Annotated in this window: 22 protein-coding genes and 1 pseudogene; 18 read left to right on the forward strand and 5 right to left on the reverse strand. The window is 75.4% G+C overall.

Annotation, left to right across the window (positions count from 1 at the left end; translation table 11 throughout):
- Window positions 1-51 precede the first annotated feature (51 nt).
- The 15 genes from ACFYOV_RS16335 (at window position 52) to ACFYOV_RS16405 (ending at window position 15,044) form a co-directional block, all read left to right on the forward strand.
- Complete coding sequence (locus tag ACFYOV_RS16335; RefSeq protein ID WP_389088731.1) at window positions 52-1,059, forward strand: FecCD family ABC transporter permease; 1,008 nt, start codon at window positions 52-54, stop codon at window positions 1,057-1,059.
- Window positions 1,056-2,063: a FecCD family ABC transporter permease gene (locus ACFYOV_RS16340; protein WP_389088047.1), complete on the forward strand. Its 1,008-nt coding sequence runs from the start codon at window positions 1,056-1,058 to the stop codon at window positions 2,061-2,063. Before ACFYOV_RS16335 ends, ACFYOV_RS16340 begins: the two co-directional genes overlap by 4 nt.
- 19 nt (window positions 2,064-2,082) lie before the next feature.
- On the forward strand, window positions 2,083-2,913 hold the full coding sequence (locus tag ACFYOV_RS16345) for an ABC transporter ATP-binding protein (protein ID WP_389088049.1): 831 nt from the start codon (window positions 2,083-2,085) through the stop codon (window positions 2,911-2,913).
- Window positions 2,914-2,971: 58 nt separating this feature from the next.
- Window positions 2,972-3,085: a streptamidine family RiPP gene (amiA, locus tag ACFYOV_RS16350; protein ID WP_389088052.1), complete on the forward strand. Its 114-nt coding sequence runs from the start codon at window positions 2,972-2,974 to the stop codon at window positions 3,083-3,085.
- Between the two features lie 94 nt (window positions 3,086-3,179).
- On the forward strand, window positions 3,180-4,007 hold the full coding sequence (locus ACFYOV_RS16355; RefSeq protein ID WP_389088054.1) for a hypothetical protein: 828 nt from the start codon (window positions 3,180-3,182) through the stop codon (window positions 4,005-4,007).
- Window positions 4,004-5,485, forward strand: coding sequence for a CocE/NonD family hydrolase (locus ACFYOV_RS16360; RefSeq protein WP_389088057.1), 1,482 nt, complete (start codon window positions 4,004-4,006; stop codon window positions 5,483-5,485). The genes ACFYOV_RS16355 and ACFYOV_RS16360 overlap by 4 nt, the downstream gene beginning before the upstream one ends.
- A complete protein-coding gene (locus ACFYOV_RS16365; protein WP_389088058.1) occupies window positions 5,482-6,861 on the forward strand; it encodes a YcaO-like family protein in 1,380 nt (459 codons plus the stop codon). Before ACFYOV_RS16360 ends, ACFYOV_RS16365 begins: the two co-directional genes overlap by 4 nt.
- A 6-nt stretch (window positions 6,862-6,867) precedes the next feature.
- Window positions 6,868-8,007, forward strand: coding sequence for a SagB/ThcOx family dehydrogenase (locus ACFYOV_RS16370; protein WP_389088061.1), 1,140 nt, complete (start codon window positions 6,868-6,870; stop codon window positions 8,005-8,007).
- On the forward strand, window positions 8,004-9,743 hold the full coding sequence (locus ACFYOV_RS16375; RefSeq protein ID WP_389088063.1) for an ABC transporter ATP-binding protein/permease: 1,740 nt from the start codon (window positions 8,004-8,006) through the stop codon (window positions 9,741-9,743). Before ACFYOV_RS16370 ends, ACFYOV_RS16375 begins: the two co-directional genes overlap by 4 nt.
- Window positions 9,740-11,479, forward strand: coding sequence for an ABC transporter ATP-binding protein (locus tag ACFYOV_RS16380; protein WP_389088066.1), 1,740 nt, complete (start codon window positions 9,740-9,742; stop codon window positions 11,477-11,479). Before ACFYOV_RS16375 ends, ACFYOV_RS16380 begins: the two co-directional genes overlap by 4 nt.
- A 169-nt stretch (window positions 11,480-11,648) precedes the next feature.
- Window positions 11,649-12,719, forward strand: coding sequence for a zinc-dependent alcohol dehydrogenase family protein (locus ACFYOV_RS16385; RefSeq protein WP_389088068.1), 1,071 nt, complete (start codon window positions 11,649-11,651; stop codon window positions 12,717-12,719).
- 186 nt (window positions 12,720-12,905) lie between these two features.
- A complete protein-coding gene (locus ACFYOV_RS16390; RefSeq protein WP_389088071.1) occupies window positions 12,906-13,499 on the forward strand; it encodes a hypothetical protein in 594 nt (197 codons plus the stop codon).
- A 167-nt stretch (window positions 13,500-13,666) separates the two neighbouring features.
- Window positions 13,667-14,032 (forward strand): hypothetical protein, encoded by a 366-nt coding sequence (locus tag ACFYOV_RS16395; RefSeq protein WP_389088766.1) that lies wholly within the window; start codon window positions 13,667-13,669, stop codon window positions 14,030-14,032.
- Between the two features lie 70 nt (window positions 14,033-14,102).
- Entirely contained in the window at window positions 14,103-14,531 is a 429-nt protein-coding gene (locus ACFYOV_RS16400) for an ATP-binding protein (RefSeq protein ID WP_389088073.1), read from the forward strand.
- A gap of 159 nt (window positions 14,532-14,690) precedes the next feature.
- A complete protein-coding gene (locus ACFYOV_RS16405) occupies window positions 14,691-15,044 on the forward strand; it encodes an ArsR/SmtB family transcription factor (protein WP_389088076.1) in 354 nt (117 codons plus the stop codon).
- Between the two features lie 67 nt (window positions 15,045-15,111).
- Here the strand turns inward: ACFYOV_RS16405 and ACFYOV_RS16410 are convergent, their stop codons facing one another.
- Together ACFYOV_RS16410 and ACFYOV_RS16415 are read right to left on the reverse strand one after the other, a co-directional pair.
- The gene (locus ACFYOV_RS16410; protein ID WP_389088079.1) at window positions 15,112-15,561 is read right to left on the reverse strand and encodes an SRPBCC family protein; all 450 of its coding nucleotides are present in this window, start codon (window positions 15,559-15,561) and stop codon (window positions 15,112-15,114) included.
- A gap of 128 nt (window positions 15,562-15,689) precedes the next feature.
- A complete protein-coding gene (locus tag ACFYOV_RS16415; protein WP_389088081.1) occupies window positions 15,690-16,388 on the reverse strand; it encodes a class I SAM-dependent methyltransferase in 699 nt (232 codons plus the stop codon).
- 150 nt (window positions 16,389-16,538) lie between these two features.
- On the opposite strand from ACFYOV_RS16415, the gene ACFYOV_RS16420 reads away from it, so the two are divergent.
- A complete protein-coding gene (locus tag ACFYOV_RS16420; protein ID WP_389088083.1) occupies window positions 16,539-16,994 on the forward strand; it encodes a flavodoxin family protein in 456 nt (151 codons plus the stop codon).
- A 47-nt stretch (window positions 16,995-17,041) separates the two neighbouring features.
- Here ACFYOV_RS16420 and ACFYOV_RS16425 read toward each other — a convergent pair whose 3' ends face one another.
- The 3 genes from ACFYOV_RS16425 to ACFYOV_RS16435 form a co-directional block, all read right to left on the reverse strand.
- Entirely contained in the window at window positions 17,042-18,145 is a 1,104-nt protein-coding gene (locus ACFYOV_RS16425) for a YhjD/YihY/BrkB family envelope integrity protein (RefSeq protein ID WP_389088086.1), read from the reverse strand.
- A gap of 404 nt (window positions 18,146-18,549) precedes the next feature.
- On the reverse strand, window positions 18,550-18,699 hold the full coding sequence (locus ACFYOV_RS16430) for a hypothetical protein (RefSeq protein WP_389088088.1): 150 nt from the start codon (window positions 18,697-18,699) through the stop codon (window positions 18,550-18,552).
- Window positions 18,696-18,992 carry a MerR family transcriptional regulator gene (locus ACFYOV_RS16435; protein ID WP_389088091.1) on the reverse strand — a complete coding sequence of 99 codons (297 nt, stop codon included), beginning with the start codon at window positions 18,990-18,992 and terminating at the stop codon, window positions 18,696-18,698. The genes ACFYOV_RS16430 and ACFYOV_RS16435 overlap by 4 nt, the downstream gene beginning before the upstream one ends.
- Before the next feature lie 109 nt (window positions 18,993-19,101).
- Between ACFYOV_RS16435 and ACFYOV_RS16440 the strand changes: the two genes are divergently transcribed.
- On the forward strand, window positions 19,102-19,737 hold the full coding sequence (locus tag ACFYOV_RS16440) for a GNAT family N-acetyltransferase (RefSeq protein WP_389088093.1): 636 nt from the start codon (window positions 19,102-19,104) through the stop codon (window positions 19,735-19,737).
- A 57-nt stretch (window positions 19,738-19,794) separates the two neighbouring features.
- Window positions 19,795-20,060: pseudogene (locus tag ACFYOV_RS16445) on the forward strand (lytic polysaccharide monooxygenase); the annotation flags it as partial.
- Window positions 20,061-20,323 lie beyond the last annotated feature (263 nt).

Consider the following 20,323-nt stretch of genomic DNA (forward strand, 5'->3'; position numbering starts at 1 on the left):
ACCGGTGACCACCGGGCGGGCGGCCGGCGGGGGAGCGGGCAGGCGTACGTCCTGCTCGCGCTGCTGGCCGCTGCCTCGGTGTGCTCCCTGACCCTGGGCACGCCCTACGTGCCCCTCCACCGCCTCCCCGCCGCACTGCTCGACGGGGACACCACCCTGGCCGGGATCGTCGTCGGTGAACTGCGTGTGCCCCGGCTGGTGCTGGCGCTGCTGGCCGGGGCGTGCCTCGGTGCGGCGGGGCTCGTGCTCCAGGAGGCGCTGCGCAATCCGCTCGCCGTGCCCGAGATGCTCGGCGTCTCCTCCGGCGCCGCGCTCGGGGTCGCCGCGCCCCTGGTGCTGGCGGTGTCCGTACCGGCCGTCGTGCAGCCCCTCATGGCCATCGGCGGAGCCGCGCTCGGCGGGGTACTGACCCTGCTCGCCGCGGGGGCGGGGCGCAGTCCGTCGGCCGTGCTGCTCACCGGCGCGGCGGTCGCCGCCGCCCTGCAGGCCGCGCTGCTGGTGCTGATGGTGATGGCGGACCAGCTCGACCTCCAGCTGATCTACCGCTACCTGCTCGGCTCCCTCTCCGCCCGCACCTGGGACGACGTGGGGGGACTGTGGCCCTGGCTGCTCGTCGCCGTGCCCGCGCTGGTGCTGTGCGCGCCGGTGCTGTCGGTGCTGCGGCTCGGGGACGAGGACGCCGAGACGCTGGGGGTGCGCGCCCGGCGGGCCCGGTTCGCCGCGCTGGCTGTCGCCGTGGTGCTGATCGCGCCCGTGACGGCGGTGTGCGGGCCGGTGGCGTGGGTCGGCTTCCTCGCCCCCCACCTGGCGCGCCGCCTGGCCCCCCGCGCGGACGCGGTGCGGTGGCTGCCCTGGTCGGCAGCGTGGGGGGCCGCCGTGGTGGCCGTCGCCGACGTGCCGGCCCGGCTCGCGCTCGCACCGGTGGAGACCCCGGTCGGCGCCTGGACGGCCCTGCTGGGCGTGCCCGCCGGGGTCGCCCTGTTGCGCTCCGGGCGCCTGCGGCCGCGTGACGGCGGGCCCACGGACCCGGCCGGCGCGACGCGGGAGGCGGCCCGGTGACCGGGCGCCTCGCCGCTCTCGTCGCGCTGGTCGTACTGTGCGCCGGCACGGAACTGGTGGCCGGGCGGGGCATGTCCCCGGGCACCGTGGTGGACGTCCTGGGCGGCGGCGGTGACCCGACCGAACGGCACATCCTGCTCCAACTCCGGCTGCCACGCCTGCTGGTGGCCCTCGGCGCCGGAGCCTGCCTCGGCGTGGCCGGCCTGGTGCTCCAGTCGGCCCTGCGCAACCCCCTCGCCGGACCCGAGGTCACCGGGGTGACACCGGGCGCGGTGCTCGGGGCTGTCACCGCCACGGGGCTCGGGCTGGCCGGCTGGCAGTCCCCGCTCGCCGTGGTCGTCGCCGCGTGCGCGGGCGGCTGCGCCGGGGCCGGGCTGCTGTGGCTCCTCAGCGGTCGCGACCGGGGTGATCCGGCGCAGACCGCCGTGCACGGGGTGCTGGTCTCGGCGGTGCTGGGCGGGCTCACCGCCATGGTGCTGCTGGTCGCCCCGGGCGAACTCGGCAGCGTGGTGCAGTGGCTGGTCGGCACCACCGAGGGCAGGGTGTGGCAGCACTGGCATCTGCTGTGGCCCTGGGCGCTGGTCTGGACGGCGGCGGCGTGGCTGCTGGCGGGGCCGCTGACCCTGCTGCGCTGCGGTGAGGACACCGCCGCCGCCGCCGGCCTGTCCACCGGACGGGCCCGCAGGCTCGCGCTGCTGACCGCGGTGGCGCTCACCGCGGGTGCCGTGGCCGCCGCGGGCGCGCTGGGGTTCGTCGGGCTGCTGGTGCCGCACCTCGCGCTCGCCGTCCTCGGTGCGGACCTGCGCATGTCCCTGCCCGGCGCCGCCCTCCTCGGGGCCGCCGTGGTGTGCGGGGCGGACGCGGCGGCCCAACTGGCCTCGCGGCTGCTGGCGGTGGCGCTGGACACCGAGTCGCTGACGCTGCCGGTCGGTGCGCTCACCACCTGCGCCGGTGCCGCGCTGCTGCTGCTCGTCGTGCGCCGGGCGCCGGACCGAACGTTGTGATGTCGACGAAGGGCAGAGCATGACCGATGCCACCGGGTCCCTGGGAATCCGTGTCGAGGGGGTCCGCTTCGGCTACCCCGGCCGGCCCGTCCTGCGGGGCGTGGACCTGACCGTGCGTCCGGGCGAACTGACCGCCCTCATCGGGCTCAACGGGTGCGGGAAATCGACTCTCCTGCGGCTGGCGGCGGGGCTGTTGCGGCCCGACGGGGGCCGCGTCCTGCTCGGTGGCGAGGACGCGGCCCGGCTCACCCGGCGGGCGACCGCCCGACGGGTCGCGTTGCTGCACCAGTCGGCCCCGGCCGTACCGGGGATGACGGTGCGTCACCTCGTGCGGCAGGGCCGGTACGCGGCGCGCGGGCCGCTCGGGATGCTGCGCGAGGGCGACGACCCCGTCGTGCGCCGGGCCCTGCGGGACGTGGGGGTGGAGCAGTGGGCGGAGCGGCCGGTGGACGCGCTGTCCGGGGGCGAGCGGCAGCGGGTCCGGCTGGCGATGGCGCTCGCCCAGGACACCCGGATCCTCCTCCTCGACGAGCCGACCACCTATCTGGACCTGCATCACCAACTGGACGTCCTGCGCACCGTGGTGCGACTGCGCGAGGAGCGCGGACTGACCGTCGTGATGGTGCTGCACGACCTGGCGCACGCCGCCCGGTTCGCCGAGCGGATCGTCGCCCTGCGGGACGGCCTCGTCGTCGCCGACGGTCCGCCCGAGGAGGTCGTGACACCGGGTCTGCTCGCGGACGTCCTGAGGGTGGCGGGCCGGGTGGGCCGCGACCCGCAGGGCGGCTGGCCGGTGTGTTACCCGGATCACCCCCTCACAGGGGTGGAATATGAAAATCATATTCATTAGTGTGTGCTGCGCGGTGATCGTCCGATCACTGCAACTCCTCGATGAACAAGGAGAGTTCATGGACAACGAGCAGGTCTTCGTGCCGATCGCCGACCCGGGCCAGCTGGCCCACGCCTCGGCCTCCCACTCCAACGCGCTGGTCGAGAACCCCTTCGACGACACCGAGGAGTAAGCGGGAGCAGCTCTCCCCAGACCGTGGGCCCGCCCGTTTGCCTTCCGGGCGGGCCCACGCCCGCCCCAGCCCCTTTCCCCCCAGGAGACTCGACGTGTCCCCCAGCCAGCTCGCCCCCGGTGCCGAGGTCGTCGCCGTACCCGGACGGGGCCTCGCCCTGCGCACGGCGGACGGGGAGTTCCTCACGGTCCGCACCGGCGACGCGGACGAGCAGACGCTGCTCGCCAGGCTCTCCGGAACCCCCGCCCCGGCGGACCCCGAAGTCGACCGGCTCCTCACGGCGTTCGACACGGCCGGACACCTGACGGACGGGCCGTCCGGCACCGAGTGGCCCGCCGGGCTCCGCGACGTCCGGCTGCTCGGCGACCCCGTCCTCACCGATCCGCTGGCCGCGCTCCTGCGGGCCGCCGGGGCCGAGCCCCGCCCGGGAACGCCCGAGGACCCGGCCCGCGGCCGGCCCGCCGCCGTCGTGTGGTGCCTCGACGGGCCCGTGCCCGAAGGGTTGTGGGACGCCGCCGACCGGCTGCCCGGGCAGGGCATCGCCTGGCTGCGCTGCCACCGCGAGGGCTACCAGGTGTACGTCGAGCCGCCGGCCACCGCCCCCGGCGACGTCACCGCCGCCCACGTCCGCGCCCGCCGCCTCGCCGCCACCCCCGCCCACCGCGAACTGGCCGCCTACTGGGCCGGCCCGCGCACCGGCGGCGCCCCCCTCGAACTCGCGCGTCCCGAGGCGTCGTTGGTCGCCGCCCTGCTCGCCGCCGACCTCACCCGCTGGGCCACCGGCGCGCCCGACCCGGGCCCGCTCCCGGCCCGGCGCCGACTGCGGTGCGTCGACCTGCGCGGCCTGACGGTCACCGAGCACCCTGTCCTGCCCGTCCCCGACGTCGCCCCCGTGCCCGCCACGGGTGAACACCCCCGGTGACCCCCTTCACCGTGACCGTCGGGGGGCTGGTCGCGGACGTCCTGCTCCCCGGCGGCGCCGGCCCCTTTCCCGCCGTCCTGCTGCGCACCCCCTACGACCGGCTGCTCCACCGCGCCGAACAGCGCGGCTGGGCCCGGCACGGATTCGCCGCCGTCGTCCAGGACGTGCGCGGCCGGCACGCGTCGACGGGAGTGTGGCAGCCCTATGCGAACGAGACCGCCGACGGCACCGCGACCGCCCGCTGGATCCGTCGCCAGCCCTGGAACGACGGCAGAATCGTGGCCGTCGGCGCCTCCTACGCCGCCCACTGCGCCCTCGTCCTCGCCCTCGACGCGCCCCGGGACGCTCGGCCGGACGCCGTCGTCGCCGCCGTTCCCGCGCTCGGCGCCGCCGACACCGCCCGCGAACCCACCGGAGTGGAACGGCTCGCGGCCCGCGCCGGCTGGTGGGCCGCCCACGGCGACCGCCGCGACTCCGACGAGGCGGCCCTGGCCGGGGCCCGCGCCGCCGACCCCGGCCTGCTGGCGCACCTTCCGGTGACCGGCCTGCCCGAACGGCTCGGCCGCGACCTGCCGTCCTGGCCGGGACTGTGGCGCCGGGGCGAGCGCGGCCGGCTGATCGCACGGGCCGGGCGGGCCGCGGTTCCGCTGCTCGCGGTGGGCGGTCACCACGACCACTTCACCGAGGACACCGTCGCCCTGTGGCGCCACTGGGGCGGACCCTGCGCACGGCTGCTGCTGGGACCCTGGGGACACCGCCTGGTCGCCGAACCGGGCCCCGACGCCGACCCCGCACACCGGGTCCGCCTCGGCGCGCTGTACGCCCGCTGGGCCCGGCGCGCCCTCGGCGGCGACCTGACCGCCGGGGCCCGGGGCGTGATCGGGCTGGGCGGCAGCGCCCTCTGGCTCGACGCGGGCATCGAGGGCGAGCCGTACGCGCCGCGACTGCGAGCACTGCACGGGACGTCCTTCCTCGCCGACCCCGAACGCCCCGTGTCCTCCGACGACCTGACGGCTCCCGCACGGGACACGCCGGACCGCTGCCTGCTCGTCACCCCACCGCTGCCGCGCCCCCTGGACGTCGTCGGACCGGCCCGCCTGGAACTCCGGGCCACCGCCGACACACCGTCCGCCGACTGGGCCGCCCGGCTCGTCGCGCTCACCCCGGAGGGCGTCGCCCAGCGGCTCGCGGTGGGGATCGTCCGGCGGGCCGACACCCCGGGACGGGCGGCCGGCTTCACCGTGGAACTCGGCCGGCTCGCCCGCAGACTGCCCGCGGGGACCCGGCTCCGCCTGGAGATCGCCGGGCACCACTTCCCGGCCCACGCCCGCAATCCGCACACCGGCGAGGACCCGGTCACCGCCACCCGTCTGCGCGCCTCCCGGCGCGACCTCGACCCCGGCGGAGTGCTGCTCCGGCTGCCCGTCCTGCGGTCCCGCCCCACACCCATCGACCCGGCACAGGAGATCCCGCGATGACACCGCTGCCCCTGGAGGCCCTCGTCGATCCCGTCTGCGGCATCGTCCGCGGGGTCGAACCGGTCGGGCACCCCCCGGGCGTCCCGCCCCTCTACACCTCGCTCACCGCCGAGATGTCGGACGCGCGCAGACTCGGACTGTGGCCCGCCGACCGGGTCTCCCTGGGCACCACCTTCGGCGACCCCGGGGCCGCCCGCATCGCCGCCATAGCCGAAGGCGTCGAACGGTACTGCGGCAACCGGGTGCCCCCGCCCGGCCACCCCGACGCCCCGCTGCGCGCCACCGCCGCCGAACTGGCCGACAGGTCGCTGCGGCTGTACGGCCCCGAGGAACTCCCCGCGTACGCCGACTGGCAGTACGCACGCGACCGGTTCCCCTACCGCCGCCTCACCGTCGACACGCCCGCCCTGTGGGCCCGCGGGACCGAGCAACTGCCCGACGGGACCCGCGCCGAGGTGTGGGCGCCCGTCGCCCTCACCCACCTCAACTGGCGTCAGGGCGCATTGCGTTCCCTGTCGCGCACGCACCACCTCAACTACGCGGGCATCGCCACCGGCCAGGGCTTCGACGACGCCGTCGAACGGGCCCTGCTGGAGATCGTCGAGCGCGATGCGCTCGAACTGTGGTGGCATCTGGACGGCCCGGCCCGCGGCATCGACCCGGCGACGGTGCCGGGCCTCGCCGACGACCTCGCCGGGTCCCCTCTCGAGGTGCATCTGACGGAGATGCCCTCGGAGTTCGCCCCGTGCGTCGCGGCACTCGTCCACGATCCCCGGCTCGGCCTGTACGCCGCCGGGTTCGCCTGCAGGTACGACCCGGCCGAGGCCGCCCGCAAGGCCGTCCTGGAAGCCGTCCACACCTGGGTCTTCACCCAGGGCCTCACCGGACCGGACGGCTGGGTGTTCCAGGCGGTCGAGGCCGGGCTCCTCGCCCGCGGCCTGTATCTGGACCACCGTCCCGACGGCCGCTACCTCGACTCCTGCGGCCCGCACTTCGAGCACGTACGGGATCTCGGCGCGCACGTCCAGGTCTGGCTGGACGAGCGGATGGCGCCCGAGGCTCGCCGCTTCACCGAGCCGGCGCTCGGCACCGTACCCCTGCGGGACGTGCGGCCCGGCAGCCGGGAGCGGCTGGAACAGGCCCTGCACGACGGCGGGCACCGGATCATGACGTTCGACCTCACCACCGAGGACGTCGCCGAGACGCCGCTGCGCGTCGCCCGCGTCCTCGTCTCCGGCCTGCTGCCCAACGCCCCCGCCGCCTTCGGGTACTTCGGCTGCCCGCGCCTGGCCCGCGTCGCCGTCGCGCGCGGCTGGCGCACCACCGCCCCGCACGCGCCCGAGGACTTCACCCTCGCCCCCGCGCCCCACATGTGAGACCTCGTGGACCTCGTCACCGCCCTCGCCCGCGCCCGTTCCCCCGAGGAGCCCGGCCCCGACACCCCCGCGGGCCCACCGGTCCGCCGCTGGCCGGACCCGCCCCGTCCTGTACCGCCGGCCCGCCCCGGCGAGCTGGACCTCGACCGGCTGCTGCGCCTGTCGCTGACGGCCGGGGACGGCGCGGGCCGGCTGCGGCCCGCCGCGTCCGCGGGGGCACTCCACCCGGTGGACGCCGGGCTCGTCGTCGGCACCGGCTGCCCCCTGCCGCCCGGACGCTACGGCTACGACCCGCTGCGCCACCGCGTGCACCACCTGGGACCGGCACCCGCCGGCACTCCGCCCGGGGTGAGCGCCGAGCTCTCCGTCACCCCACGACGCACGATCTCGCACTACGGCCACCGCGCCTGGCCGCTCCTGCTCCTCGACACCGGCCACACGGCCGGCGCCCTGTGGCTGGCCGCACGGGCCCTCGGTGCGACGCCCGCACTGCACCTCGACGGCCGGACGCCCTCCGCCGGGGACCCGGAGCCGATCGGGCACGGTGCGCACCGGCCCGCCGCGGATCCGGTCGCCACCGGAGCCGACGCGGAGCCCCTCGCCACCGTGCACGTCCCGCCGCCCCGGCACACAGCGGGCCCGCACGACGTCCCCGCCCGCCGCAGCGCCCCGACACCCCTGCACGGCACCCCGCCCCCCGAGGACCTGCACGCCCTGCTCACCACCGTCGCCGAGGCCGGTGCCGGTGAACTCGCCTGGTGTGCGGCGGTCGGGGGCCCCCGGCCCGGGCTCGTCGAGGCGGCACCCGACGGCACGCTGCGCCGGATCGCGTCGGGCGACGCCCGGCCCACCCTGGCCGTCTGGGCCGCACGCCAGGCGTGGATCGCGCGGGCCGGCGCCGTGCTGCTCGGACACGGCTGCCCGATGGACGCCGGTGCCGCGCGCATCCGCCGAGTGCACCTGCGCGCCGGACACGCCGTCCAACTGGCCCATGTCACCGCCGCCCGGCGGAAGCTGGCCGCCCGCCCCGTCGGCTCCTGGCAGCGGGCCGACCTGGGCGCCGCGCTGGGCGGCCCGCCCGGCCGGGACCTCGTCGTCCACGCACTGGCGCTCGGCACCGCCCACCCCGAGGAGAGGACCTCGTGATCGTCCATCGCGAACTGCGCCGCGCCGCCCGCCACGCCCGGCGCCCCCTGCTCGCGGCGACCCTGCTCCAGGGCGCCGTCACCCTCACCCACCTCGCGCAGGCCGTCCTGCTGGCGCTCGCCCTCGCCGACCTGGCCCGCGGCGCCACCGCACGCCTGCCGCTGCTGCTCGCTGCCGTGCTCGGCGTCGTCGCCGTGCGCGCCGGGCTCGGCCACCGGCAGCAGGCCACCGCCACCCGCGCGGGCGCGGCGGTCAGGGTACGGCTCAGGGACGAACTCCTCGCCCACCTCGGGCGGCTGGGCCCCGCCCACCTGACGACCGCGCGCATCGGCGCGGTCCGCACCACCCTCGTCGACGGCGTCGAGGGCGTCGACGCCTACGTCGCCCGCTACCTGCCCCAGCTCCTCGTCACCCTCGCCGTACCGCCGCTGCTGCTCACGGCCCTCGCCCTGCTCGCCCCGCCCGCCCTGCTCGGCCTCGTCCCGGCCCTGCTGCTCGCCCTCGCCGGGCCACGCGCCTGGGATCGGCTGCTCGCCCGGCGCGGCAAGGAGCACTGGGACACCTACGAGTCGCTGGGCGCCGACTACCTCGAGGCCCTCCAGGGCATGCCCGCCCTGCGGGCCGCCGGCGCCGTCGGACGCACCCGGGAGCGGCTGGAGGCCCGCTCGGCGCGGCTGCACCGGGCCACTGTCGCCAAGCTCCGCGTGTCCCTTGTCGACACCGGACTGACCGACCTGGCCATCCAGGGCGGCACCGCGGCCGCGGCGCTGCTCGCCTGCCGGTCGGCCGTCACCGGCTCCGCCACGGCCACGACGACCTACCTCGTGCTGCTGCTCGCCGCCGAGTGCTTCCGCCCGGTGCGCGACCTGTCCCGTGAGTGGCACGCCGGCTACCTGGGCGCCTCCGCCGCCGACGGCATCGCGGCCCTGCGGACCGCCGAACCCGCCGTCGCCGACACCGGCATCGCACCCGCACACTGGTCCGCGCCACCCGAACTGCGCTTCGAAGACGTGGAGTTCCGCTACGACGGCGCGGACCGGGCCGCCCTGCGCGGCGTCACCTTCACCGCCGAGGCCGGACGCACCACCGCCGTCGTCGGACCGTCGGGCGCGGGCAAGTCCACGCTGATCGCGCTGCTCCTGCGCCACCAGGATCCCCAACGGGGCCAAATCACCGCCGCCGGACGCGAGGTGACCGCGTACGACCTCGACTCGCTGCGGCGGGGCATCGCCGTGGTCTCCCAGCACACCCACCTCTTCCACGCCACCGTCGCCGACAACCTCCGCCTGGCCCGCCCGCATGCCACCGACGACGAGCTGACGCGGGCCGCCCGCACCGCCGGCATCCACGACGAGATGGCCGCCCTGCCCCACGGCTACGACACCGTCCTCGGCGAACACGGCGCCACCCTCTCCGGCGGCCAGCGCCAGCGCCTCGCGCTCGCCCGGGCGCTGCTCGCCGACGCCCCGGTGCTCGTGCTGGACGAGGCCACCAGCGCCGTCGACGAGCGCCGCGAGGCGGACATCGTGCGCGAACTCCTCGACGTCGCCGGCCACCGAACCGTCCTGGTGGTCGCCCACCGGCTAGCCGCCGTCCGGCACGCCGACCGCATCGTGGTCCTGGACGACGGCCGCGTGGACGCCGTCGGCGACCACACCGGTCTCGTCGCCGCGGGTGGCGTCTACGCCCGGCTGGTCGCGGCCGGCCACGCGCACGAAGGAGATCTCGCCGCATGACCACGGGCACCCTCACCTCCGGTGCGCAGCCCCCACCCGGCTCCCTGCGGGCCCTGCTGCCCGCCCTCGCCGCGCACCGCGCCATGACGGCCCGCACCTGCGCCACCGCACTCCTCGAACAGGGCTCGCTGGTCGCCCTGCTGACCCTCGCCGCGCACACCACCGGCACCGCCGTCGTCGACGGCCGTGCCCCCTCGGCCGGCACCGTCACCGCGCTGGCCGCCCTCGTCCTCGTCCGCGCCCTCGCGACCTGGCGCGAGATGGACCTCTCGCACGACCTCGCCTACCGGGTCCTGGCCGCCCTGCGGATACGGGTCTTCGACGGACTGGCCCGCAGCGCGCCCGCCCGCGTGGCCGGGCGGCGCAGCGGCGACCTGGCCGCCACGGCCATGGCCGACGTGGAGGCGCTGGAGTTCTTCTACGCCCACACCACCGCCCAACTCCTCGCATCCGGCGTGGTCTTCAGCACGGGAGCCACGCTGCTGGCCACGATGGAGCCGTGGCTGCTCGCGGCGGTGCTGCCGGTCGCCGCGCTTCTGACCGTCGCGCCGTTCGCCGACGCGCGCCACCGCGCGGCACGTGGGGCCCGCACCCTGGCGGCCACCGCGAAGCTGTCGGCCGACACCGTCGAGACCGTCGACGGGCTGCCCGAGCTGCTCGCCTTCGGCGCGCTGCCCGAACGGCGCCGCCGGATCGCCGCGCAGGGCCGCGCGGTGGGGGAGGCCCAGCGCGCCGAGGCCGGCTGGGAGGCCACCTCCGCCGCTGTCCGCGACGCGCTCATCGTGCTGGCGGTGCTCGGCGTGGTGGCCGGCGCCGCCCAGTCCGCCGCCTCCGGCCGGCTGCACGGTGCCTGGGTCCCGGCGGCGATGACCCTCGCCCTGTCGGTGCTCGGCCCGGTCGCGGAGTCCGCCCGGTCCCTGAGTCGGGCCGTCGCCCTGCGCGCCGCGGCGGCCCGTGTCGGCGCCGCCCTCGCCGCACCCGCCCTCGCCCCGCCGCCCGCCGACCCCCGCCCGCTGCCCGACGGCCCCCTGGGCGTACGGCTGCACGGCGTGCGCTTCGATTACGGCGGCCGGCCCGTCCTGGACGGCGTGGAACTGACGGTGCCCGCGGGCCGCACCCTCGCCCTGGTCGGCGCCTCCGGGGCGGGCAAGTCCACCTGCGCCCATCTGCTCGCCCGGTTCTGGGACCCGGCCGAAGGAAGCGTCCAGTTGCTGCCGGAGCACGGCGGCCCCGTGGACCTGCGCGAGCTGGCCGACGCCGACCTGCGCCGGGCCGTCGCGGTCGTCGGCCAGGAGACCCCCCTGTTTCACGGCACGCTCGCCGAGAACCTGCGGCTGGCCGCACCCGACGCGGACGACGCCCGCCTCGCCGACGTGGTCCGGGCGTGCGGCATCGACCGGTTCGCCGTCCTCGACACCCCGGTCGGCGAGCGCGGCGCCACCCTCTCGGGCGGGCAGCGCGCCCGCATCGCCCTCGCCCGCGCCCTGCTGGCCGACCCCAGGGTGCTCGTCCTGGACGAGACCACCGCACACCTCGACAACACCGGGGACGCCGAACTCGCCGGCATCATGCGCCGCGGCCACCGCACGACGGTCGTCATCGCCCACCGCCCGGCCACCGTCCGCCGCGCCGACCGCATCGCCGTCCTCGAATCCGGCCGCATCGCCGAGGAGGGCACCTGGGAGGAACTCACCGCCCGCCCCGGCGGCGCCCTCGTCCGGGTGCTGCGGCGGTGAACCGGCGGGCCGCGCGCATCGCCCGAGAAGCCGCCAGACTGGAAGGCGGGACGGCCCCCGGTGACAGCGGGCCGGGGTCCCGCCGACCCGGGCGGCGCGGGTCCGTCAGGACCGCCGGACGCCGAGGCCGCCGCGCAGAAGAGCCGCCGAGCGGAAGGTGAGGATCGGCATGAAGGGATACGTCTTCCACGGTCCCGGACAGTCCGCCTGGGAGGAGGTGCCCGATCCGGACGTCAAGGACCCCACCGACGCGATCGTACGGGTGGACGTCGTGACCATCTGCGGAACGGACCTGCACATCCTCAAGGGCGACGTGCCCGAGGTGCGCCCCGGCACCGTGCTCGGGCACGAGGCCGTCGGTGAGGTCGTCGAGACCGGCGACGACGTGCGCTCCGTGCGCCCCGGGGACCGGGTCCTGGTCTCGTGCATCTCCGCGTGCGGCAGGTGCCGGTACTGCCGCGAGGGCATGTACGGCCAGTGCCGCGGCGGCGGGGGCTGGATCCTCGGCCACCTCATCGACGGCACCCAGGCCGAGTACGTGCGCGTGCCGTTCGCCGACCTCTCCGTGCACCCCCTGCCCGGCACGCTCGCCGAGGAGGACGCGGTGATGCTGGCCGACATCTTCCCCACCGGCTACGAGGTGGGCGTCCTCAACGGCCGGGTGCGTCCCGGGGACACCGTCGTCGTGGTCGGCGCCGGCCCCGTCGGACTCGCCGCGATCGCCACCGCCCGGTTGTTCTCGCCCGAGCGGATCGTCGCCGTGGACCTGGCCGCGTCGCGGCTGGAGGCGGCCAGGACCTTCGGAGCCGAGGCGGTGGCCGACGCGCGAGAGGCCCCCGAGCAGCTGATCGCGGACCTCACGGACGGGCTCGGCGCGGACGTGGTGATCGAGGCGGTGGGCATCCCCGAGACCTTCGACCTGTGCACACGCATGGTGCGGCCCGGCGGGCACGTGGCCAACGTCGGGGTCCACGGTGCTCCCGCCGCGCTGCACCTGGAGGAGCTCTGGATCAAGAACATCACCATCACCACGGGCCTGGTCGACACCCACTCCACGCCCACCCTGCTGCGGATGGCTGCCGCTGGTCGGCTGCCCACCGGCGACATGGCCACCCACACCTTCCCGCTCGAGCGGATGCAGGAGGCCTACGACGTGTTCGGCAACGCCGCCGAGACCGGCGCGCTCAAGGTCGTCCTCGGCGGCCCGCGGCGCGAGGTCGTCGCGGTGCAGCCGGGCTGATCCGTGGGCCGCGCGGTCCGTGCCGACCGGGGCCGGGGCGCCCTCGTGAACGGGCCGTTCGGCCCATGACGGCGGCGGCCTGGTGGCCGAACCTGAACATGTCATGCCGCGGGCCCGCACGGACCGGCGGCCGGCTCTTCGGCCGGCGCGGGACGGCGCCGGCACCCTCGCGAGGAGGTGAGTCACGTGGCGAGGACGCATGGTGCGCGGCCCCGCGCGGTGCGACTGTGGCGCTGGCGGAAGAATCCGCTGCGGCGCCGCAGCGATCTGGTCGAAGCCTGGGTCGGGCTCGCCACCCTCGTCCTCACCCTGGTGCTCGGCGGGTTCGCCGGGCTGTCGGCGGCCGGGACGGTGGAGGACTCGATCGCCGAGCGCCGGGCCCAGTCCCGTCCCGTCACGGCCGCACTCACCGAGGACGCGGCGCAGGCGCTGCCCTCGCCCGTGACCGAGGAGGGCACCGTCTGGGCCGCGGTGCGCTGGACCGCGCCGGACGGCACTCCCCGCACCGGCCGCGCCGAGGTCGCCTCCGGCGGCGCCGAGGGCTCCTCGGTCACGGTGTGGACGGACCCCGCGGGCAACCTCGTCACCAAGCCCCTCGGCACCGGAGAGGCACGCTTCCAGACCGTCATGGCCGGCATCACCGTCGCGGTCGCCGCCGGGGGAGCAGTGGTGCTCACCGGCCGTCTGGTCCGCGCACGGATGCAGCGGCGGCGCTGGGCGGAGTGGGAGGCGGAGTGGCAACTGGTCGAGCCGTCCTGGCGCAAGCGCATGACCGGCTGACCGCGATCGCTCGCCGATAGAGCTACTACTACCTGCGGAATTGCCAAATTTAGCAAGTGTCTACATGCTGGTACGGTCATGGAGCCGCCGCGTGTCGGGTCGCGTGCCGCGGCGGGCCGCCGCCGGAAAGCCGAGGGACCGTGTCCGAACCGGACAGCCGAGGGACCGTGTCCGAACCGCCGTTCCGCATGCTCGTCCCGGCGCGGACCACCGTGCTGCCGTCCCGCACCGATCCGGCCCGGGTCCGCCGCGATCCGCGTCGCGACCTGCTCGCCGGCCCGACCGTCGCCGTCGTCGCGCTGCCCCTGGCTCTCGGATTCGGCATCGTTGTCATGGCCTCCGGTATACGGCCCGCACACCGCCGGATCCTCGGCTCCGTGGGCGCGCTCGACCTGCCACGGCACAAGGGCCCGGATCACGCCACGACCCCCGAGGTGATCGGCGCCGCCCGCGGCCGCCCGGAACGCATCGGGGTCCTGCGGCCCGGCCGCGCCCCGGCCCCGGAGCCCGCGGTCATCGGGGAGGCGCCCTGACCACCCTTACGCGCCCGACGCCGACCCCTTTGACGACCGCGAGCCACCACCCGTACCCCACGGAGCCGTGATGCCACCCCGCCTCGACGTCCTGCCCCACCGCCACGTGCTCACCCTGCCCACCGAGCCCTCCGCCGTGCGCCTCGCCCGCGAGACCGCCGAACAGGCCCTGGCGGAGTGGGGGATCGGGCGGCACCACCCCGCGGTCGATCCGGCGCTGCTCATCCTGAGCGAACTGGTCACCAACAGCGTCCGGCACGCCGCCGAACGCTCGCCGCAGACCACTGTGATCTACGCGGCGAGCTCCGACTGCCTGGTGTTCGCCGTGCACGACCGTCACCCCGACCGGCCCGCCCTGTACGGGCCGGCCACCGCGCCCGGGAGCGGCGGCGGCCTGGCCACCGTCGTCGAGCTGACCCGCGACCTGGGTGGCACGGCCGTGGTCCGGGCCGACGCCGACGGACGGGGCAAGAGCGTCTGGATCACGCTCCCCCTCTGACGCTCCGCACGGCAGCGCCGACCGATCGCCGATGCGCACGAAGTTGCTAATGTCGGAAAAACGTCGAGGTCGCGCTGAGGTGTCGACGAACAGGTGGAGGCGATGGCCCGACGTGTGGCCCTCGGGGCCGTGGCGCCGCGCCGGAAAGGGGACGGCTCGATGACCACGCCGCTGTACCAGCTGAAGGCCGAGTTCTTCAAAACCCTCGGGCACCCCGCCCGGATCCGCGTCCTGGAACTGCTCAGCGAGCGGGAGCACGCGGTCGCGGAGATGCTGCCCGAGGTGGGCATCGAGCCGGCGCACCTCTCGCAGCAACTGGCGCTGTTGCGGCGCGCGAACCTCGTGGTCAGCCGCAAGGAGGGCTCGACCGTGTACTACTCGCTGACCAGCCCGCACGTGGCGGAACTGCTCCGGGTGGCGCGCACCATCCTCTCGGGCGTGCTGGCCGGCCAGGCCGAACTGCTCGCGGACCTCCGGGCCGCCCAGGGCGAGCCGGGCGGACCACCGGCGTGACGACAGCCGCGCGGCCCCACGGCCCGAAGGCCGTGGGGCCGCGCGTGCACCACCGGGTGCGCCCGGGTCACACCCCGCCGCGCCAGGCGCCCGTCTCCAGGCCGCGGCGTTCGATGAACTCCTTGAACCGCTTCAGGTCCCCGTCGACCTGCCGCTTGACGACACCGAGCTTGTCACCGACGGTCTCGGCGACTCCGTCCGGCTCGAAGTCCATCTGGAGCATCACCTTGGTGGTGTCGTCCTTGATGCGGTGGAAGGTGACGACGCCGGCCTGCTTGGCCTCGCCGCCGACCGTGGTCCAGGCGACGCGCTCGTCAGGGATCTGCTCGGTGATCTCGGCGTCGAACTCCCGCTCCACGCCGCCCACCTTGGTGACCCAGTGGGTGAGCGTGTCCGTGCGCTGCTCGACCCGCTCGACGCCTCCCATGAACTCCGGGAAGCTCTCGAACTGGGTCCACTGGTTGTAGGCGGTGTGGACGGGGACGTTGACCTCGATCGATTCCTCTACCTGCGACATGGGTGGAGTGCCTCGCTTTCCGTTGGGACGCGGATGCGAGTACCACCTCCGGCGCGGGTCAGTCATCTCCGCTGTGGGCCCCGCCCATCGGGTCGGTCATCTCCGCTCGGGCCCCCGTCGGTCTCGGGTCAGCCGTCCGCGCCGGGTCCGGGGCGCCGGCAGTGCAGGAAGAGCTGGGGCTCGGGCATGGCGTCGGGATGGGTCGGGGTGAACATCACGCTCTCCTCGGACACCACCGTCAGGCCCGCCTGCCGCACCAGGGCCGTCACGTCCTGCGCGGAGAAGCTGGTGACCCGCACGTCCTGGCCCATGAAGACCCCGTCGAAGCCCTCGACGTCGAGGGGCACGGTCGCCAGGACGAAGAAACCGCCCGGACGCACCGCCCGTGCCAACTGCCGGACGAGTGCGGACTGTTCCGGGCGGGACATCTGCAGCAGTGCGAAGTACACGCACACCGCGTCGAACGAACCGTCCTCGAGGGAGAGCCGGCGGACGTCGGCGCACCGGAACTCCGCCCCGGGCACCTGACGTGAGGCGATCTCCACCATCACCGGGGACACATCGACGCCCAGCACCCGGTGGCCGGCCGCGGCGAGCGTGGCCGCCGTGGGCCGTCCCGTGCCGCTGCCCACGTCCAGCACCCGGCTGCCGGGTGCCAGTCGTCCCAGCAGCCACTGCAACGAGACCCGGTGCGCCTCCGAGCCGGCGAACGCCTTCTCGTACTCGCTGCCCAGCGCGTCGAACACCGCCGCTGCCGGTGACGTCTCGTCCTCGTCGCCCACGACCAACCCCGTTCCCCGCTTAACCGGTCCCGGGCATCGTCCCATCCCGCGCGGGCGCTCACAACGGGACCGGCCGGGCGGGGGACGAGGGGTCCGCCCCGGCGCCCCGGGCGGGCGTTGCCCGCGCCACCCGGCCGGTGTGACGTCATTGACGGCCGCTTGCGGGGGCGGGGGCCCGGACGGCAGGGTCGGGGTGTGCCCACCTTGCTGATCGTCCACCACACGCCCTCGCCCAACTGCCAGGCGATGTTCGAAGCCGTCCTCTCCGGTGCCACGGACCCGGAGATCGAGGACGTCCGGGTCGTGCGGCGGCCCGCCCTGTCCGCCACCGTCTCCGACGTACTGGAGGCCGACGGCTACCTGCTGGGTACACCCGCGAACCTCGGTTACATGTCCGGGGCGCTCAAGCACTTCTTCGACCAGGTCTACTACCCCTGCCTGGACGCCACCCGCGGCCGCCCCTTCGGCTGCTACGTGCACGGCGGCAACGACGTCACCGGCGCCGTGCGCGCGATCGAGGCGATCACCACCGGCCTCGGCTGGCGCCGCGCGGCCGACACCGTGACCGTCACCGGGGAACCGGACAAGGCCGGCGTCGAGCGCTGCTGGGAACTGGGCGCAACGCTCGCCGCCGGCCTGATGCCGGGCTGACCGGTCCGGTGTCCGCGCCGGCGACCGGAGCCGCGGGCGCGGGAGGTTCACACGCCGTCCGCGCGCTCCGTCTCCTCCAGGCGCCGACGGTCCTGCTCGTCCCAGGCCCGGGTGTCGCGCGGCTCGGTGTACGGTTCCGCCTCCGGCGGATGGCCGCCCGCGATGGCCCGCTGCCGGGCGACCTCGGCGTCGAACTCCAGCCCCAGCAGGATCGCCAGGTTGGTGATCCACAGCCAGATCAGGAACACGATGACACCGGCCATCGTCCCGTAGGTCTTGTTGTACGAGGCGAAGTTGGCCACGTAGAACGCGAACCCGGCGGAGGCGATCAGCCAGATGACCAGGGCCAGGAAACTGCCCGGCGTGATCCACCTGAAGCCCCGCACCTTGGCGTTCGGGGTCGCCCAGTACAGCAGGGCGATCATCATCGTGACCAGGACGACCAGTACCGGCCACTTGGCGATCGACCAGACGGTCAGGGCCGTGTCGCCCACCCCGAAGGCGCTGCCCGCCTGGCGGGCCAGCCCACCGGTGAAGACGACGATGAGGGCGCTGATCACCGCGAGCACCATCAGCACCACCGTCACCCCGAGCCGCACGGGCAGCACCTTCCAGACGGGGCGGCCCTCGGGCATGTCGTAGACGGCGTTCGCCGAGCGGATGAACGCCGCAACGTACCCGGACGCCGACCACACCGCCAGGACGATACCGACGATGGCCATCACCGAGCCGACGCCCGCGTTGCCCTGGAGCTGTTCCACCGCCCGGGTGATGATGTCGCGTGCCGACCCGGGAGTGAGTTGCTGGAGGTTGTCCATCACCTTGTCGGTGGTGTTCTTGCCGGTGACACCCAGCAGGGACACCAGCACCAGCAGCGCCGGGAACAGCGACAGTACGCCGTAGTACGTCAGCGCGGCGGCCCGGTCGGTGAGTTCGTCGTCCTTGAACTCCCGCAGACTGCCCTTCAGCGCCGCGCCCCACGACCCTCGGGGCAGGTCGCCGGGCCCGTCCGGCGCCGCGCGCTCGACCTCGTCGCTCGGTCCGGGCCGCTCCTCCGCGGCGGACCTCGCCGGGGGGTCCGCGCGGGTCCCTTCCGGTGCTGCGGTCTCGTGCTCGTGCCGGCTGTTCCGCCCCGGAATATGCAGCTTCATGGGCGCCGGGTAACCACCCGGCGCCGCGTTAAGCACCCACGCGGATCGGAACGGCGATGTACCTCACATGCTCTGCCAGCGTCGGCGGTGGCGAAGTTCGGGCAGTGGACCTCGCGTGCCGCGCCGACCGGTCCCAGCCCCCGCCCCAGTACCCACGCCGCCCGCCCCGTCGTGCAGCGCCGGGGCGGCACCGGGAACGGAAGGTCGCGCCGGGTCATCTTCAGGTACGCCTCCCGGGGCGCGGGCTCCACCCGCACCCGGACGCGGTCGCACTCCTCCACGAGGTCGTCGGTCGGCACGCGCCGCTCGACCGGCCCGCCGGACTCCTCTCCCACGATGCCGTCGTACACGGCGAACACCGGCCCGTTCACGCGCGCTCCCGCCTGTGTCAGTCGGTCGAACAGCTAGTCGGTCCCGGACTCGAGGAAGCCCGGCAGCCCAGCCGCGTCGACCTGGCCGCGCACGGACACCACCCGCTGTTCCGGCGCGTCCGGTTCCGCGGTCGGCCGCGCCGGACCGGCCCTGCCCTCCAGCACCTGACCGAGATGGGTCACCAGCGACCGCCGGCCGCGTGCTCCGCCTCCCGCGCCCGCCGGTACTCCGCCGGCGCCGCCGCCTCTCCGCCCCGGAGGTCCAGCAGCTCCCCGACCCGGGCCGGCGGCATCCCCACCGATCGCATCAGCGCGATCCGCCGGGCCCGCGCGACCTGCTCCGACCCGTACCGGCGCACCCCGCCCGCCTCGACCCGGGCGGGGACCAGCAGTCCCCGCTCCCCGTACAGCCGCAGCGCCCTGCGGCTCGGCCGGGTGCGTTCGGCGAGTTCGCCCATCGTGGTGAACTCGTCCACGGGCCCAGCATGGGCCCTGCCCCAGGGCGAGGGAAAACCCGGCACGGCCGGGCTTGTGGGAGTGCTTGTGGGAGCGCTCCCACAAGGACAGGATGACAGGATGCCGCCCATGACCGCTTCCGTGCCCGCCGTTCGCCGCTACCGCCCCGAGGACCGCCCGGCCCTCGACGACATCTGCGTCCGCACCGCGTACAACGGTGGCGACAGCCGTCCCCACTACGCCGACCCCTGCGTCTTCCCCGCCACCTTCGCCGCCCCGTACGTCCACCTCGAGCCGGAGCTGGCCTTCGTGCTGGACGACGGGCGCGGCCGGGCCGTCGGCTACATCCTCGGCACCGCCGACACCCCTCGCTTCGCCGCGGCGTTCCGTGAGGCGTGGCTGCCCCTGGTCGCGGACCGCTACCCGGAGCCGCCGGGGTCGCCGCGCACCCCGGACGAGGAGATCGCCGCCCTGCTGCACCGTCCCGAGCGGATGATCGTCCCCGAGCTCGCCGCTTACCCCGCCCACTTGCACATCGACCTGCTGCCCGAGTGGCAGGGGCACGGTCACGGCAGGGAACTGATGCGGGCCTTCCTGCGGGCACTGGACGGCAGGGGAGTGCCGGCCGTCCACCTCGTCATGTCCACCGCCAACAAGCCGGCCCGGGCCTTCTACGACCGCATGGGCTTCCGCGAGATCGCGACGCGCATGGACGACGTGGTCACGTGTCTCGGGCGCACGACCCGGGACGCGGACCGTCTGTGAGCGGCGGGGATCGGACCGCCGTCGAACGCGTCGAACCGCGGAGGCCGCCGGTGGCTCACGGTCGAACTGCACGACCAGGCCCGCCACGGCGCGGACTGCTTCCTGGTCCACGTCACCCGGCAGGGCTTCGACCCCACCACCCGGCCGATGACCCGGAACGACCTCCGACTGGTCGCCCGCACGGGCTCTACGCCCCGAGCCAGAAGTACGAAGTCCCGGTGCACACCTCGGGTTCGAGCGGCCGTCACGTCCTCTGCACGATCCGGCAGGCCTCGCACATGGACCAGACCTACTTCCTGTGCCGCGACGTCATCTTCCGCTGAACCGCTGCCTCCTCGCCGTGCGACGCGTGGCGGCGGGGCCCGTGTGGTCGGAGCGTGTGCCGGTCCATGAGAGATTTCGCGGAAACTCCGCGGCGCTTGAACATACGACGGTCCCCCTACGTATGGGGCGTGGGAATTCCATGCCGACCCCTGACGACCCCCCACGACCGAAGCGTAGGAGTACTGCCTTGGCACGCAACGCACGCAGACGCCCAAGAGGCCCACAACGCGCGACCTTCGCCGCGTTCGCGCTCATCCTCGGC

This window comes from Streptomyces sp. NPDC005931, from assembly GCF_042871235.1.
Taxonomy (GTDB): Bacteria; Actinomycetota; Actinomycetes; order Streptomycetales; family Streptomycetaceae; genus Streptomyces.